This window comes from Rhizobium sp. YJ-22, assembly GCF_029601685.1.
Taxonomy (GTDB): Bacteria; Pseudomonadota; Alphaproteobacteria; order Rhizobiales; family Rhizobiaceae; genus Metarhizobium.
Map to the genome: position 1 here is coordinate 14,577 of NZ_JARRIR010000029.1, position 13,706 is coordinate 28,282.

General features: G+C 60.4%; 15 protein-coding genes and 2 pseudogenes. 13 read left to right on the forward strand and 4 right to left on the reverse strand.

Annotated elements, in window-relative coordinates; all coding sequences use genetic code 11:
• Positions 1–414: pseudogene (locus P7F60_RS29455) on the reverse strand (plasmid partitioning protein RepA); the annotation flags it as partial.
• Between the two features lie 570 nt (positions 415–984).
• Entirely contained in the window at positions 985–1,329 is a 345-nt protein-coding gene (locus P7F60_RS29460; RefSeq protein WP_277921083.1) for a transcriptional regulator, read from the reverse strand.
• 95 nt (positions 1,330–1,424) lie between these two features.
• Here P7F60_RS29460 and P7F60_RS29465 point away from each other — a divergent pair, with 95 nt between their 5' ends.
• From P7F60_RS29465 to virB11, 13 genes are read left to right on the forward strand one after another with little or no spacing between them, the layout of a single operon-like run.
• Positions 1,425–1,964 (forward strand): hypothetical protein, encoded by a 540-nt coding sequence (locus tag P7F60_RS29465; protein WP_277921084.1) that lies wholly within the window; start codon positions 1,425–1,427, stop codon positions 1,962–1,964.
• 2 nt (positions 1,965–1,966) lie between these two features.
• The gene (locus tag P7F60_RS29470) at positions 1,967–2,653 is read left to right on the forward strand and encodes a lytic transglycosylase domain-containing protein (protein ID WP_277921085.1); all 687 of its coding nucleotides are present in this window, start codon (positions 1,967–1,969) and stop codon (positions 2,651–2,653) included.
• Positions 2,650–2,949, forward strand: a complete 300-nt coding sequence (locus P7F60_RS29475; protein WP_277921086.1) for a TrbC/VirB2 family protein — start codon at positions 2,650–2,652, stop codon at positions 2,947–2,949. The genes P7F60_RS29470 and P7F60_RS29475 overlap by 4 nt, the downstream gene beginning before the upstream one ends.
• 4 nt (positions 2,950–2,953) lie before the next feature.
• Complete coding sequence (locus tag P7F60_RS29480) at positions 2,954–3,295, forward strand: type IV secretion system protein VirB3 (RefSeq protein ID WP_277921087.1); 342 nt, start codon at positions 2,954–2,956, stop codon at positions 3,293–3,295.
• Positions 3,288–5,669, forward strand: coding sequence for a VirB4 family type IV secretion system protein (locus P7F60_RS29485; RefSeq protein WP_277921088.1), 2,382 nt, complete (start codon positions 3,288–3,290; stop codon positions 5,667–5,669). Before P7F60_RS29480 ends, P7F60_RS29485 begins: the two co-directional genes overlap by 8 nt.
• Complete coding sequence (gene virB5 / locus P7F60_RS29490; protein ID WP_277921089.1) at positions 5,669–6,367, forward strand: P-type DNA transfer protein VirB5; 699 nt, start codon at positions 5,669–5,671, stop codon at positions 6,365–6,367. Before P7F60_RS29485 ends, virB5 begins: the two co-directional genes overlap by 1 nt.
• Positions 6,364–6,597 carry an EexN family lipoprotein gene (locus tag P7F60_RS29495; RefSeq protein WP_277921090.1) on the forward strand — a complete coding sequence of 78 codons (234 nt, stop codon included), beginning with the start codon at positions 6,364–6,366 and terminating at the stop codon, positions 6,595–6,597. The genes virB5 and P7F60_RS29495 overlap by 4 nt, the downstream gene beginning before the upstream one ends.
• A gap of 6 nt (positions 6,598–6,603) precedes the next feature.
• Positions 6,604–7,539: a type IV secretion system protein gene (locus P7F60_RS29500; protein ID WP_277921091.1), complete on the forward strand. Its 936-nt coding sequence runs from the start codon at positions 6,604–6,606 to the stop codon at positions 7,537–7,539.
• A 33-nt stretch (positions 7,540–7,572) separates the two neighbouring features.
• Positions 7,573–7,839, forward strand: coding sequence for a hypothetical protein (locus P7F60_RS29505; protein ID WP_277921092.1), 267 nt, complete (start codon positions 7,573–7,575; stop codon positions 7,837–7,839).
• A 4-nt stretch (positions 7,840–7,843) separates the two neighbouring features.
• Complete coding sequence (locus P7F60_RS29510) at positions 7,844–8,515, forward strand: virB8 family protein (protein WP_277921093.1); 672 nt, start codon at positions 7,844–7,846, stop codon at positions 8,513–8,515.
• Positions 8,515–9,366 carry a P-type conjugative transfer protein VirB9 gene (gene virB9 / locus P7F60_RS29515; protein ID WP_277921100.1) on the forward strand — a complete coding sequence of 284 codons (852 nt, stop codon included), beginning with the start codon at positions 8,515–8,517 and terminating at the stop codon, positions 9,364–9,366. The genes P7F60_RS29510 and virB9 overlap by 1 nt, the downstream gene beginning before the upstream one ends.
• 14 nt (positions 9,367–9,380) lie before the next feature.
• Positions 9,381–10,553 carry a type IV secretion system protein VirB10 gene (gene virB10, locus P7F60_RS29520; protein ID WP_277921094.1) on the forward strand — a complete coding sequence of 391 codons (1,173 nt, stop codon included), beginning with the start codon at positions 9,381–9,383 and terminating at the stop codon, positions 10,551–10,553.
• A gap of 9 nt (positions 10,554–10,562) precedes the next feature.
• Positions 10,563–11,579 (forward strand): P-type DNA transfer ATPase VirB11, encoded by a 1,017-nt coding sequence (gene virB11, locus P7F60_RS29525; protein ID WP_277921095.1) that lies wholly within the window; start codon positions 10,563–10,565, stop codon positions 11,577–11,579.
• A gap of 217 nt (positions 11,580–11,796) precedes the next feature.
• Here virB11 and P7F60_RS29530 read toward each other — a convergent pair whose 3' ends face one another.
• Positions 11,797–13,428, reverse strand: a complete 1,632-nt coding sequence (locus tag P7F60_RS29530) for an ABC transporter ATP-binding protein (protein ID WP_277921096.1) — start codon at positions 13,426–13,428, stop codon at positions 11,797–11,799.
• Positions 13,421–13,630, reverse strand: a pseudogene (locus P7F60_RS29535) (ABC transporter permease); the annotation flags it as partial. The gene P7F60_RS29530 and the pseudogene P7F60_RS29535, both read right to left, overlap by 8 nt.
• Positions 13,631–13,706: the final 76 nt, after the last annotated feature.

The window sequence follows — 13,706 nt, forward strand, 5'->3', positions numbered from 1 at the left end:
ATCCGCCCGACGATGAGGCAAATACCGTCCTGTCGACCTGGTGGGCTTATCGAGGTAAGCGCGAATCGCCGAGATTTCCTCGACAGAATACATGCGTCGTCCGCCCGCAATCGTTGGGCTAAACTTCAGTTCACCACTGTCGGAGGCTTTTCGCTCGAGTTCAACTGCGATCGTACGTAGATAGCCTTCGGCAACTCCTAAAAGCTTCGCCGCCTCTGAAGGGTTGAACGCACGAATCCCTTTCCGCGCGTGCGGCGGAAAAATGTTCGTCTGATGCTCTTGCAGCTTGGTCGAAAGGGATGCCGCTTGCTCACGGATTTTCGAACGGAGCGGGTAACTGCGGCTTGCCTTGGCCTTTGCGGTGTTCATCGTGTTCTCGCCTGTCGGGTCTGATATGCGGCTGAAGGCCGTCATTTGACCAAACTCCGCAGATGAACACTAATGCCCGATTTCGATCGATCAGCAAGATATTTAAGGTTAACAGAACCTTAATGCATTGCTGAGTCCAGCGACGAATTCCAGCACCCCATCGAAATTCCCCTATCAAAACAAGCCATTGGCAACTTTCTCCGCTGCCGTCGAACATAGACAAAAAAGAGTCGATAAATGGGGCCGGTTGACATTCTTGGCCCCAGGGTTGGCGCCAAAGCGACCTCTATATGCGACTCAAGGTGCCTTCAGGGGAATCACATCCATTCCTCAGCGCGGTTGTAGCGGGTAGTCTCGGTGGTATCACGTCATCGACGATACGCATCGAAGATGCGGCGTCGCTGTCCTTCTCCCGGAGAGTGGATAGACTACGAACCGTTCCCCATGCGATTCGTGACGAGGAATGTCCGCTGCACGCCGCCGCGAGGAGGATGGTCTCCGCCACCAGCAAGCCATCCCCGACAGACTAGACAATCTCCTGAAGTGCGACGCGAGAGTGTGTCCCTATAAAGCATACTAGCGATCTTTCCTATAGTTTATCTTTCGTTCGCTCGGTCACGTGGCGCGGAGATTGTCGAGCAAACGCGACGAAAGCTCGAACTGTCGCGCAACTCCTCGCCCTTGAGAATTCTTGCCGAGAGACTCCGTCAGAATGCCCCGCTTGACGAGGATATCTATGGTTTCGATGACGCCGCTTCGCGTCATTCCCGTAAACTGTATTATATTTGAGAGCGTTAGCTTTTCGTGCGCTTGGTGCATCATATAGAGAATGTTGATCATTCCGATCTGTTTGATGCGCGATTGCGCGCTCTCGTCCTCAAGGGGTTTGTCGAGGATTTCACGCACGGCGAAGACAGACAGTGCTTGTGTTTGCCATCGGTCACTCAATTTGCTTGCCATCGATTTAACTATCTATTATTTGCATAGTATGAGCGTTAGGGCGAGACGATTCTTCGTACCCCGTCCAACGAAATTTCAATCGGAGGGTAGGGGGCATGAAGGGCCTTTTCTTTCGAACGATCATAGCGGCGTTAGGGTTCGGTTCACTATATCTGACTTCCGGACAAAGTGCGCGTGCCGACGAATGGGGTTGCCAGGTTATCCTATGCCTATCCAATCCTGGTGGTCCGACACAGTACGCCGAGTGCCGGCCGCCTATCCAGAAGCTCTGGAGATGGCTCGCCAAGGGCCGTTCTTTCCCGACCTGCAGCGGCGTCGGCTTCCAAAGTTCCCGCCCTCGATACGAGCCCTACTATTGCAACGACGGCTATCGCTTATCAGCCGGCTTCGGTCCGAGCGGCCGCGACGGAACCTGCGTGTCGACGTCGATGCAGCCGGTGAGCGATAGCCTTTGCCGGCGCGACCGAGACAATGCCGGCGGGAGCAATGGCTCCGCGATCTCACCACGCTGGCAGCAAGTCGATGGCCGCTATCAGTGCATGGCCTACACCATAAGCCGCCCGCTGGTCCGTGAGAAACCTCGATACATCGATGTGACAATCGACGGCGTCGGCAAGCAGAGGGTGTGGTTCTAGGCATGCCCGTTGCTTTTCTCGATCTTGCGCAGACCTGCGCACCCTTTGTTGCGTCCGAAACACTGGCCGGCGTCGTCAGCCTCGAGAGTCGTTTCGCGCCTTTCAACATTCACATCAACAGCGGCCGGCCGCTCAAGACACAACCAGCGTCGAAAGCCGAGGCGATCGAAATCGCCACGTCGCTGACGGCCGAGCACCACGACATCCAGCTCGGTCTCGGCGGCATCGGGGTGGACGAACTCCAGAAGCTGAAGCTCTCCATCTCCGACGCCTTCGATCCCTGCCTGAACCTGCAAGCCACGGCCACGCTGCTGGACGGCTACTACCGTCTGGCCGTCAAGGCGGGGGCGGATCCTGCCAGGGCCGAGCAAGTGATGCTCCAGTCGTACTATGGCCGTGACGATCCCTCGGTCGGCGCGATGGTCAACTACGACGACCAGGTTCGTCGCGAAATCAAACGGCTTGGCCCGACCATCGGCCGGTTGACGATCACGGATATGGGGGAGGGGAGGGGGAATGACGATCCTGTCGCCTCCGACCCGGTCGACGTCGTCGCAGAAGTGGTTGCGGAGAACTCCGAGCAGAAGACCACCACCATCGCGTCCACGCCCTCATGGGACGTCTTCAACAGCCGGCGCGGTTCTTCCGTGTTGGTGTTTCAGAACAATCAATTGGAGCAGAGTGAATGACTTTCAGTCCCCGTATCCGCACGTTTGCGGCCCCGTCTGCGATGGCGTTCGTTGTGGTGGCGATGCTGGTCGAGCCGGCTTTTGCGCAGGCGGCTGGCATCGAGACGATACTCCAGAACGTCGTCGACCTGTTGCAGGGTAACATCTTCAGGCTGTTCGCCACCATCGCTGTCATCCTGATCGCGCTCGCCTGGATGTTCGGCTACATGGACCTGCGCCGCGCAGGCTACTGGATCGTCGGCATCGGCGTGATCGCCGGCTCTTCGGAACTCGTCAGCACGATCATCGGGAGCTGATCTCATGGCAACCGCGCGACCCGATCTCGAGGAAGACACGCTGTTCATCGCCTGCACGCGGCCGGCGATGATCGCCGGCGTCACGATGGAAGCCATGGGCATCAACGTCATGGCAACCACGATCTTCTACCTCGCGGCCGGCTCGGTGGCCTACGCGCTCGTGGGCGTTGTCTTCCATTTCGTCTTCCGGGCGCTGGTCAAGCACGACCACAACATGTTCCGGATCCTGGTGGCCTGGGTGGAGACGCGCGGCCGGACCCGGAATGGCGCCTACTGGGGTGGGGCCACGCTATCGCCGCTGAAGCTCGTCCGCCGCTTTGACGAAAGGGATCTCGGATATGCCTAGCGTCGCCACTCTGAAATCGCGCGAACTCACGCCGGAAACCTTCATTCCCTATGTGCGTCATGTCAATGAAACGACCATCGCGCTCGACTCCCGCACCTTGATGGTGATGGTCGCGCTCGACGGCGTGTCGTTCGAGACCGCCGATGTTCTCGACCTCAACGCGCTCCATCGTGATCTGAACACGCTCTACCGCAATATCGCGGATGAGCGACTTGCCTTGTGGACGCATCTCATTCGACGCCGTGATCGCGACTATCCGGACGGGACGTTCGCAACGCCCTTCTCGGCCGCGCTCAACGAAAAATATCGCGAGCGCATGGTGCGCGAAGACCTGTTCCGTAACGACCTGTATCTCACCGTGCTCTGGTCGCCGGCGCGCGATCCGGCCGACAAGGCCGCGAAGCTGCTGTCCCGATTGCGGCAGCGATACCGCTCCGGCGTCGAACTCGACGAGGAGGCACTGAAGCACCTGCAGGACAAGCTCGTCGACGTGACCGCCGGCTTGAAACGCTTCGAGCCGCGCGTGCTCACCCTCTATGATCATGACGGGGTTCTGTTCTCCGAGCCGAGCGAGGTACTGCACCAATTGGTCGGCGGCCGGCGCGAGCCGGTCCCGTTGACCGAAGGCCGAATTTCTTCGGCGATCTATTCCGATCGTGTGATCATCGGCCGCGAGACGATCGAAATCCGCCACGAGGCGGAAAGCCGATTTGCCGGCATGTTGAGCATCAAGGAATATCCCGCCCGCACCAGGACGGGGATGCTGGACGGCGTGCTGACCAGTCCCTTCGAACTGATCCTGGCGCAATCCTTCTGCTTCGCCTCGAAGGCGGACGCCCGCGTCATCATGGGCCGCAAGCAGAACCAGTTGGTCAGCAGCGGCGACAAGGCCGCCTCGCAAATCGATGAACTCGATGATGCGATGGACGATCTGGAATCGAACCGCTTCGTGCTCGGTGAACATCATCTGACGCTTGCTGTCTTCGCCGCGTCGGTCAAGGAACTGACGGACAATCTGGCCAAGGCGCGCGCCGGCCTGACGAACGGCGGCGCAGTTGTGGCGCGAGAGGACCTCGGTCTCGAGGCCGCTTGGTGGGCGCAGTTGCCGGGCAATTTCCGCTACCGCGCGCGATCGGGAGCGATCACCTCCCGCAACTTCGCAGCGCTGTCGCCATTCCATTCCTATCCGATCGGGCAGAAGGACGGCAACGAGTGGGGACCGGCCGTCGCATTGCTGAAGACGGCATCCGGGTCGCCCTACTACTTCAATCTCCACTATGGCGATCTCGGCAACACGTTCATGTGCGGCCCATCGGGCGCCGGCAAGACGGTGATCGTCAACTTCATGCTGTCGCAGCTCGAAAAACACGATCCGCATGTCGTCTTCTTCGACAAGGACCGCGGCGCGGACCTTTATGTCCGCGCCGCCGGCGGGACCTATCTCCCCCTCAAGAATGGCACGCCCACCGGCTGCGCTCCCCTCAAGGCCCTCGACCTCACACCGGAAAACAAGGTCTTCCTGACCCGTTGGGTCGGAAAGCTTGTCGGTTCCGGCTCGCGTGAACTGAGCGTCACCGAGTTGCGCGATATTGCCGGCGCCATCGACGGGCTTGCCGACCTGCCAACAGAGCAGCGGACGATCGGGGCGCTGCGCACCTTCCTCAACAACACGGACATGGAGGGGATTGCGGCTCGGCTACGGCGTTGGGAAAGGGGAGGGCCCCTCGGCTGGGTCTTCGACAATGTCATCGAGGATATCGGCTTTGGCGATTTTGGGGGCAACGGAAAGTTCATCGGTTACGACATGACGGACTTCCTCGACAACGAGGAAATCCGCACGCCGCTGATGGCCTATCTCTTCCACCGCGTTGAGCAACTGATCGACGGCCGCCGGATCATCATCGTCATCGACGAATTCTGGAAAGCGCTGCAGGACGAAGGCTTCCGCGACCTCGCGCAGAACAAGCTGAAGACGATCCGCAAGCAGAACGGGCTGATGCTGTTTGCCACGCAGAGCCCGCGCGACGCGCTGATCTCGCCGATCGCGCACACGATCATCGAGCAATGCCCGACGCAGATCTTCCTGCCGAACTCCCGCGGCAACCATGCCGACTATGTCGAAGGGTTCAAGCTCACCGAGCGTGAGTTCGAACTGATTGCGAGGGAACTGTCCGTTGAGAGCCGGAGGTTCGTGTTGAAGCAGGGGCATAACAGCGTCGTCGCCGAACTGAACCTCACCGGCTTCGATGACGAACTCGCGATCCTCTCCGGCCGAACGGCCAATGTCGAGCTGCTCGACGCGATCCGCGCCGAAGTCGGCAACGACCCAAAGGACTGGCTTCCCATTTTCCAGGAAAGAAGGAGTGCAAGCTGATGGCTTCCTATCGACTTCATGCTGCGGCGCTCGCAGCGGCGATTGTCCTCACCGCCAGCGGCGCGGCAGGGCAGGGGATTCCCGTGATCGACCAGACGGCGATCCTGAAACATATCGAAAGCATCGCACAGCTGAAGTCGCAGCTCGACGCCCTTCACCAGCAGATCGAGCAGGCCCAGCAGCTCTACGGTTCGCTCAACAAGCTGACCGACATGGCTGACGTGGCGAGCGTGCTCAACGATCCGGCGATCCGTAAGGCGCTTCCATCGGATTTTGCGGCCATCGAGGGGCTGTTGAAGGGCGAGGGAACCGGCGTGTTCAAGGATTCCGCGTCGAAGTTCCTGGAGGGCAATTCCACCTATCGCACCGACGCCGACGATTTCTACGCCAAGGAACTCGCGCGCGTGCAGAACAAGAACGCGGGCCAGATGAGCCTCGGGCAGCAGATTTACGACGCTGCCACCAAGCGCATCGACGGGATCGATCAGCTTCGCGAGAAGATTTCGACGGCAAGCGATGCCAAGGAAATCGCCGACCTTCAGGCACGGCTGCAAGCGGAACAGGCGTTTCTCCAGACCGATGTGCTGCGGATGGAAGGTCTGCGCATGGTGCAGCAGGCGCAGAACCAGGTCGACGAACAGCGCAAGGCCGAAGACTGGCGCCAGCGCATGGACGCGATGAAGGCGGCGCTGCAATGAGACGATCTCTGCTCATTTTGACGCTCCTTCTCCTCGCGGCCTGCTCCGAGAAAACAGACCAGACCTATACCGTTGACCAGCTGACCGCCGACGAGGGATTGCTGTCTCGTATCATGACCGATTGCCGGAACAACCCGGGCGAGCTGCGAGAGACGGCCAACTGCCAGAACGCGGAAGCAGCCGACGGTAAGCTCCGCCTCCAGAACATGCGCAAGGCGTTGGGGAAGTAGGGCGCCATGTATAATGTGTTCGAGTTCATCGACGGCCAATTCAAACGACCGCTCGAAATGTTCGTCTCCGATGGGACTTCGAACATCGCCGAATGGGTCACCGGTCCGCTGACGGCAGCCGTGACGCTTTATGTGGTGTTGTATGGCTACCTTGTGCTGCGCGGCTCCGTGCAGGATCCGGTTCTGGAATTTGCTTTTCGGGCGATTAAGCTGGCGATCATTGTCATGCTGGTGAAAAACGCCGGCGAGTATCAGACCTACGTCACCAACGTCTTTTTCGATATCCTTCCGCGCGAGATTGCCCAGGCACTGAACACCGGCACTACGCCCAGCGCCAGCACGTTCGACAGTCTGCTCGACAAGGGCCAGGCTTCCGCGACCGACATCTGGTCTCGCGCCTCCTGGCCGGTCGATATCGTCACGGGTATCGGCGGCATGATGGTGATCGGCGTCAGCTTTCTGGTCGCCGGCATCGGCTATGTCGTCTCGCTCTACGCGCGACTGGCACTGGCCATTGTGCTGGCCATTGGTCCGATCTTCATCGCTCTCGCCATGTTCCAATCGACGCGTCGCTTCACCGAGGCCTGGATCGGGCAGCTCGCCAACTTCGTCATCCTCCAGGTTCTCGTCGTCGCCGTCGGCGCGCTGCTGATCTCGTGCCTCGATTCCACTTTCACGGCGATAGATGCCTATACCGACGTCCTCATGCGGCCGATCGCACTTTGCGCCATCGGCATCGCTGCCCTCTACGTGTTCTACCAGTTGCCTGCGATCGCTTCGGCGCTGGCGTCCGGCGGCGCATCGCTGGCCTATGGCTACGGCGCTGCACGGGACGCGCATGAAGGGATGCTCGCCAGAGGAACCCGATACACGGGTCGCATGATCGGCCGCGGCGCGCGTTTCGCCGGCAGTGCGTTTGGCTCGAAGAGCGCTGGAGCTTGAGCGCGTTCCAACAATAAGAAAAGGCCCTCCCCTATGTTCAAGACCACCGTTTCTCTTCTCATGCTTACGGCACTTTCTGGGTGCGCTTCGCTGACCTATCCGCTTCCCAAGTGTGACGGATATTCGCGTCGGCCGTTGAACCGCTCGATGTGGGAGTGGGAAGGCGACAGCACATTGAAGCGCCAGCAGTCGGATCGGCGATCTTCGACTTCGGCCACGCCTTATGCCGAGGAGGGCAGGGAACCGGCAGCTTTCGCCCACCTTGATATTGACGGCTCGCATCGCCGTTGCGCGGGGTGATGGCATGGTCTCGACAGACAACCTCAAGAGCTACTTCGAGAAGGCCCGTCGCTTTGACCAGGATCGCATGATGCAGATCGAGCGGTCGAACCGGATCGCCTGGTCGATTGCCATCGTCGCCAGCGTCATCGCCGGTGTTTCCGTCTTCGCAGTCGCGGGCCTCACCCCGCTGAAAACCGTCGAGCCATTTGTCGTACGCGTCGACAATTCCACCGGCATCGTCGATGTCGTCTCGGCGCTGACCTCCACGGCGGGCACCTATGATGAAGCCGTGACCAAATATTTTGCGGCCAAATATGTGCGCGCTCGAGAAGGCTATGTCTGGAGCGAGGCACAGGAGAATTTCCGCTCGGTTGCGCTGCTGTCGACGCAGGCCGAACAGGCGCGGTTCTCCGCCCTCTATCGCGGGAGTAATCCCGAATCGCCGCAGAACATCTATGGTCGCACCGCGACGGCGAGGATCAACATCGCTTCGATCTCGCTGATCAATCAGAACGTTGTCTCGGTTCGCTACATGCGGACCATCACGCGAGGGGACGAGGTCCGAACGTCTCACTGGGTGGCTACGCTCACATATTCCTATGCCAACGCCCCGATGTCCTCGACAGACCGGCTGGTAAACCCCCTCGGCTTTGCGGTCAGCGAATACCGCGCCGATCCGGAGGCAATCAATTGATACGAAAGATCATCTTCGCTACGGCCCTACTTGTCGGAGCCGCGTCGGCGGCGGGTGCGCTGGAGATTCCAAGCGGTGCGTCGCAGGACAGCCGAGTACGGTTCGTGAACTACCAGCCCTTCAACATCACCAGGATCGTCGGCACGTTGCGCTCGTCGGTGCAGGTCGAATTCGCGGCGGATGAGGAGATCGCACATGTCGCGCTGGGCAACAGCGTCGCCTGGGAGGTGGCGCCGGCAGGCAACATCCTGTTCCTGAAGCCGCGCGAGAACCAGCCGGTGACGAACATCTCCGTGGTGACGACGCGGCGGGACGGATCGACGCGCAGCTACCAGATGGAACTCACCGTGCGCGACGGCTCCGTCGCAGCCGGGCAGAACACCTATTTCTATGTGAAATTCCGCTATCCCGGTGATGAAGCGGAACTTCGCCGCCAGCAGGCCGCTGCTCGCGCGTTGGTCAATCAGGCGAAGGAAGCTGACAATGTGCTTGCGCTTCACGAAGCCTATGGCCCTCGCAACTGGCGCTATTCAGCACAGGGATCGCAGGCGCTGGAGCCTCAGAGCGTCTACGACAACGGAAAGGTTACGACCTTCGCCTTTGTCGGTAATCAGGAAATGCCTGCCATCTACATCGAGAATTCCGATGGGTCTGAAAGCCTGGTGCCAAAATCCGTCGATGGCAACCTGGTGATGGTCCACGCCATCAGCCGGAAGTTCATCCTGCGCCGCGGGAAGGACGTGCTGTGCGTCTTCAATGAGGCCTACCATCGTGTGGGCATCAATCCGGATACCAACACCACCTCGCCGTCGGTGGAGCGCATCGTCAAGGGCGATGCCTCTACTCAGTAGGGAAGGGGGAGATCATGACCCAGGAGGACCAAAACCACATTCCCGGTGAGCGCGCCGAAACCGTCACTGGCCGGCGTATCGACAACAGCCCCGTCCTGAAGAGAGGCGCGGTGGCCCTCGCCGTCGTGGCCTTTATCGGATTTGCCCTGTGGTCGGCAACAGGGAAAAAGGGGAAAGACGACAACGCGCAGCCGGAGCGCATCGTCATTCGCCAGACAACGCCGTTTGAAGCCGCCAAAGAAAAGGTCGAGCCGAAGGAGGTCTTCCCCGAGGCAAAGCTCCCGACCCCGGCTGTGGAACCGGTTCCTGAGGAGAAGGACGAATTGCTGGATTCCGCCCGTCGCGCGCCGGTCATGGCCTTCAGCGGCGGGAAGAAGAATGCCACGCAGCGACAGGAGACGGATAGTTCCGAGATAGCCGCGAACAGCAACTTCCTGCCGCTCGACAGCACGTCGATGAGCCAAAACCAACAAAACAGCGACCAGCAGCGCTTCGATGGCCTGTTGCGGCCGACGAAGCTCGAAGGTTCTCGTGCCGGTACACTTGGCAATCGCGACTTCATCGTCGCCATGGGGACATCAATCCCCTGCGTGCTGGAAACCGCGCTCGCGTCGGACCAGCCCGGTTTCACCAGCTGCGTGATCAATCGTGACATTCTCTCCGACAACGGCAGGGTCGTTCTCATGGAAAAGGGCACGCAGGTGGTCGGAGAATATCGTGGCGGGCTCCAGCGCGGGCAAAAGCGGCTGTTCGTCTTGTGGAACCGGGCCAAGACGCCGAAAGGGGTAATCGTTACGCTCGCGTCGCCCGCGACCGATTCGCTCGGCCGTGCCGGCGTTGATGGCTATGTCGATACCCACTGGTGGGAGCGCTTTGGCAGTGCCTTGCTCCTTTCGATCGTCGGCGATGCGACCAGCTACGCGAACAGCAGGCTGCAGGATAGTGATGTCGATGCGCAAAACACGACCAGCGCGGGCCAGCAGGCTGCCGCGATCGCCGTCGAGCAATCAATCAACATCCCACCGACGCTGAACAAACATCAGGGCGAACTCGTCTCGATCTTCGTTGCCCGCGATCTGGACTTTTCCGGGATCTATCGCCTGCGTGTGACCGAACCGAGGAACCGCATTCTCGACCGGGCCGTGCTGGGGGATTTCGCGCCGGACTCGAAGCTGGTAACGAAATAGGGCAGGGCGATGACGGAGGCGCAGGACGCTGCAGTCGTTCGTGAGCTGCTGAAGCCGTTTTCGGCTTTCCTGCAGGATCCCTCGCTCTATGAGGTGATCGTCAATCGGCCCGGGCAGGTGCTGACCGAAGGACCCGGTGGGTGGCGGACCCATGATCTTCCGGAGCTTTCCTTCGACAAACTCATGCGCCTTGCCCGGGCCGTCGCCAGCTTTTCTCACCAATCGATCGATGAGACACGCCCGGTCTTGTCGGCGACGCTTCCAGGGGATGAGCGCATTCAGATCGTAGTTCCTCCCGCCACACTGAAAGGAACCGTGAGCATCACGATCCGCAAGCCGTCTTCGGTGGATTTCACGCTGGATGATCTGGAAGAGCGAGATTTCTTCGCGGACACGCGTTCCGCTATAACGGCACCACCGAGTCACGATGAAGAGTTGCTGGCCCTCTATCGAGCTGGCCGGTTCAAGGACTTCTTGCGGCAGGCAGTCATTGCGAGGAAAAACATCATCATTTCGGGAGCCACGGGATCGGCGAAAACAACCCTCTCCAAAGCCCTAATCAAGCACATTCCGGAGCATGAGCGGATCATTTCGATCGAGGACACGCCGGAGCTTAACATCCCACAACCCAATCATGTGCGACTGTTCTACTCGAAGGACCGGCAAGGCCTGTCGCATGCAGGTCCAAAGGAGCTATTGGAGTCCAGTCTTCGTATGCGTCCCGATCGCATCCTCATGCAGGAGCTTCGCGACGGAACCGCCTTCCACTATGTTCGAAACGTCAACTCCGGCCACCCTGGTTCAATTACCACTATCCATGCCGATTCCGTCGCGCTTGTATTCGAACAACTGACCCTACTGATAAAAGAGTCAGATGCAGGTCGAGACATTGAGCGCGCCGAGATCTTGAATTTGCTTAGAGCATCGATCGACGTCGTTGTTCAGTGTAAGCGTTTCGGCGGTGCGTTCCGAGCTACCGAGGTATATTTTGGCAGCATGCTTCAATTGCAAGCACCACAGAGCTGAATGGTCTAGACCGCTGAGATACAATCGGACTCGCGACCGATTGTGTTTCCGACAAGCTAGAGGGAGGTGGTGTGCAAGAATATGCGCAGTCCTCGGTAATCTGCGTGATCAAAACAAGCTCGCTATAATCTCGCTATCGCAGTCCTGTTGCCTCCGGATCGAACTTGTCCCGCGACCGTGAAAAGCACGAGATGAATTGGGCACGCACGTCACTCTCCTAATTGTCTGCGCTCTCCATTCTCCGGGTCGTCAACACTTTCTCCAGCCAGCCGATCTCCATTTCCGGAACCGACTTCAAAAGCAGGTCCGTATAGTCGTCGAAGGGCGGCGAGAGGACTTTCGACTTCGGCCCGAAGCGCACGAGGCGTCCTCGGTGCATCACCGCCACGCTGTCGGCGATGGCGCGCACGATGGCGATGTCGTGGGTGATGAACATGTAGGAGACATGCGTTTCCTCCTGCAGCTTCAGGAGAAGCTTCAGGATGCCCTCGGCCACCAGCGGGTCGAGCGCGGAGGTCGGCTCGTCGCAGAGGATCAGCTCGGGCTTCGCCGCCAGCGCCCGTGCGATGGCGACGCGCTGTTTCTGGCCGCCCGAAAGTTCGGCGGGGTAGCGGTCGGCGAAACGGCCGCCCATCTCGATCTGCTCCAGCAGCTCCTTCACCCGTTCCGTCTTCTGCTGGCCGCGCAGGCCATAGTAGAAGGTGAGCGGGCGACCGATGATGTCGCGCACCGTCTGGCGCGGGTTCATCGCCGTGTCGGCCATCTGGTAGATCATCTGGATGCGGCGCAGCTCGTCGTTCGACCGGCCTTTCAACGCCTTCGGCAAAGCCTTGCCGTCGAAGCTGATCGTGCCTTCCTGCGGCGGCAGCAGGCCGGTGATGACGCGGGCGAGGGTGGATTTGCCCGAGCCCGATTCACCCACCACCGCCAGCGTCTGGCCCTTCGGCAGATGCAGCGAGACGTCCTGCAGCACCTTGAAGCCGTTGGAATAGCCGGCCGTGACGTTCTCCACCTTCAGGAGCGTGTTGCTCTGGTCGGGCGCTTCGTCCCGGCCGGTGCCGCGCACGTTGACGAGGGCGCGGGTATAGTCCTGCGTCGGCGCCTCGATGATCTGCTTGACCGAACCGTATTCCACCATCTTGCCGTGCCGCAGCACGAGGATGTCGTCCGTGATCTGCGCCACCACGGCAAGGTCGTGGGTGATGTAGAGCGCGGCGGTGTGGGCCTCCTCGATGGCGTGCTTGATGGCGGCGAGCACGTCGATCTGCGTCGTCACGTCGAGCGCCGTCGTCGGTTCGTCGAAGACGATCAGCTCCGGATTGGGGCAGAGCGCCATGGCGGTCATGGCGCGCTGCAGCTGGCCGCCCGAGACCTGGTGCGGATAGCGCTGGCCGAAGGTCTCCGGGTTCGGCAGGCCGAGCACCCTGAAGAGGTAGAGCGCACGCTTTTCCGCTTCCTCACGGCTCATGATGCCGTGTTTCAGCGAGGCCTCGATGACCTGTTCGCCCAGCCGGTGGGCGGGGTTGAAGGCCGCGGCCGCCGATTGCGCGACGTAGCAGACCTTCGCGCCGCGCACCTTGCGGATGCCGGCCGGCGAGAGCTTCAGCAGGTCCTCGCCGTTGAGCTTGACCTCGCCGCCGGTGATGCGCACCCCGCCGCGCCCATAGGCAAGCGCGGTGAGGCCGATGGTCGATTTGCCGGCGCCGGATTCGCCGATGAGGCCGAGCACCTTGCCCTTCTGCACGTCGAAGTTCACGCCTTCGACGAGCGTCACGGTTTTCGGCGGTTCGCCCGGCGGGTAGCTGGTCGCCTCGATCTTGAGATTGCGGACGGAAAGAAGATCAGGCATCGCCGCGTCCCCCCTTCAGGCTCGAGGTGCGTTTCATCAGCCAGTCGACGACGAGGTTGACGCAGATGGCGAGCCCCGCGATCGCACCGCCCGGAATGAGGGCGGCCGAAATGCCGAAGATGATGCCGTCCTTGTTGTCCTTCACCATGCCGCCCCAGTCCGCCGCCGGTGGCTGGATACCGAGGCCGAGGAAGGAGAGGGTGTCCGACATCAGCGCCCATGAGACAGAATTGGTTTAATTGAGAAGAGAGGATTTTCGGCTCATCGTAGCTCTATCA

Excerpts from the sequence above, each read along its gene's own strand:
- P7F60_RS29460 (WP_277921083.1), bottom strand. The coding sequence starts at position 1,329 with ATGGCAAGCAAATTGAGTGACCGATGGCAAACACAAGCACTGTCTGTC.
- P7F60_RS29465 (WP_277921084.1), top strand. The coding sequence starts at position 1,425 with ATGAAGGGCCTTTTCTTTCGAACGATCATAGCGGCGTTAGGGTTCGGT.
- P7F60_RS29470 (WP_277921085.1), top strand. The coding sequence starts at position 1,967 with ATGCCCGTTGCTTTTCTCGATCTTGCGCAGACCTGCGCACCCTTTGTT.
- P7F60_RS29475 (WP_277921086.1), top strand. The coding sequence starts at position 2,650 with ATGACTTTCAGTCCCCGTATCCGCACGTTTGCGGCCCCGTCTGCGATG.
- P7F60_RS29480 (WP_277921087.1), top strand. The coding sequence starts at position 2,954 with ATGGCAACCGCGCGACCCGATCTCGAGGAAGACACGCTGTTCATCGCC.
- P7F60_RS29485 (WP_277921088.1), top strand. The coding sequence starts at position 3,288 with ATGCCTAGCGTCGCCACTCTGAAATCGCGCGAACTCACGCCGGAAACC.
- virB5 (WP_277921089.1), top strand. The coding sequence starts at position 5,669 with ATGGCTTCCTATCGACTTCATGCTGCGGCGCTCGCAGCGGCGATTGTC.
- P7F60_RS29495 (WP_277921090.1), top strand. The coding sequence starts at position 6,364 with ATGAGACGATCTCTGCTCATTTTGACGCTCCTTCTCCTCGCGGCCTGC.
- P7F60_RS29500 (WP_277921091.1), top strand. The coding sequence starts at position 6,604 with ATGTATAATGTGTTCGAGTTCATCGACGGCCAATTCAAACGACCGCTC.
- P7F60_RS29505 (WP_277921092.1), top strand. The coding sequence starts at position 7,573 with ATGTTCAAGACCACCGTTTCTCTTCTCATGCTTACGGCACTTTCTGGG.
- P7F60_RS29510 (WP_277921093.1), top strand. The coding sequence starts at position 7,844 with ATGGTCTCGACAGACAACCTCAAGAGCTACTTCGAGAAGGCCCGTCGC.
- virB10 (WP_277921094.1), top strand. The coding sequence starts at position 9,381 with ATGACCCAGGAGGACCAAAACCACATTCCCGGTGAGCGCGCCGAAACC.
- virB11 (WP_277921095.1), top strand. The coding sequence starts at position 10,563 with ATGACGGAGGCGCAGGACGCTGCAGTCGTTCGTGAGCTGCTGAAGCCG.
- P7F60_RS29530 (WP_277921096.1), bottom strand. The coding sequence starts at position 13,428 with ATGCCTGATCTTCTTTCCGTCCGCAATCTCAAGATCGAGGCGACCAGC.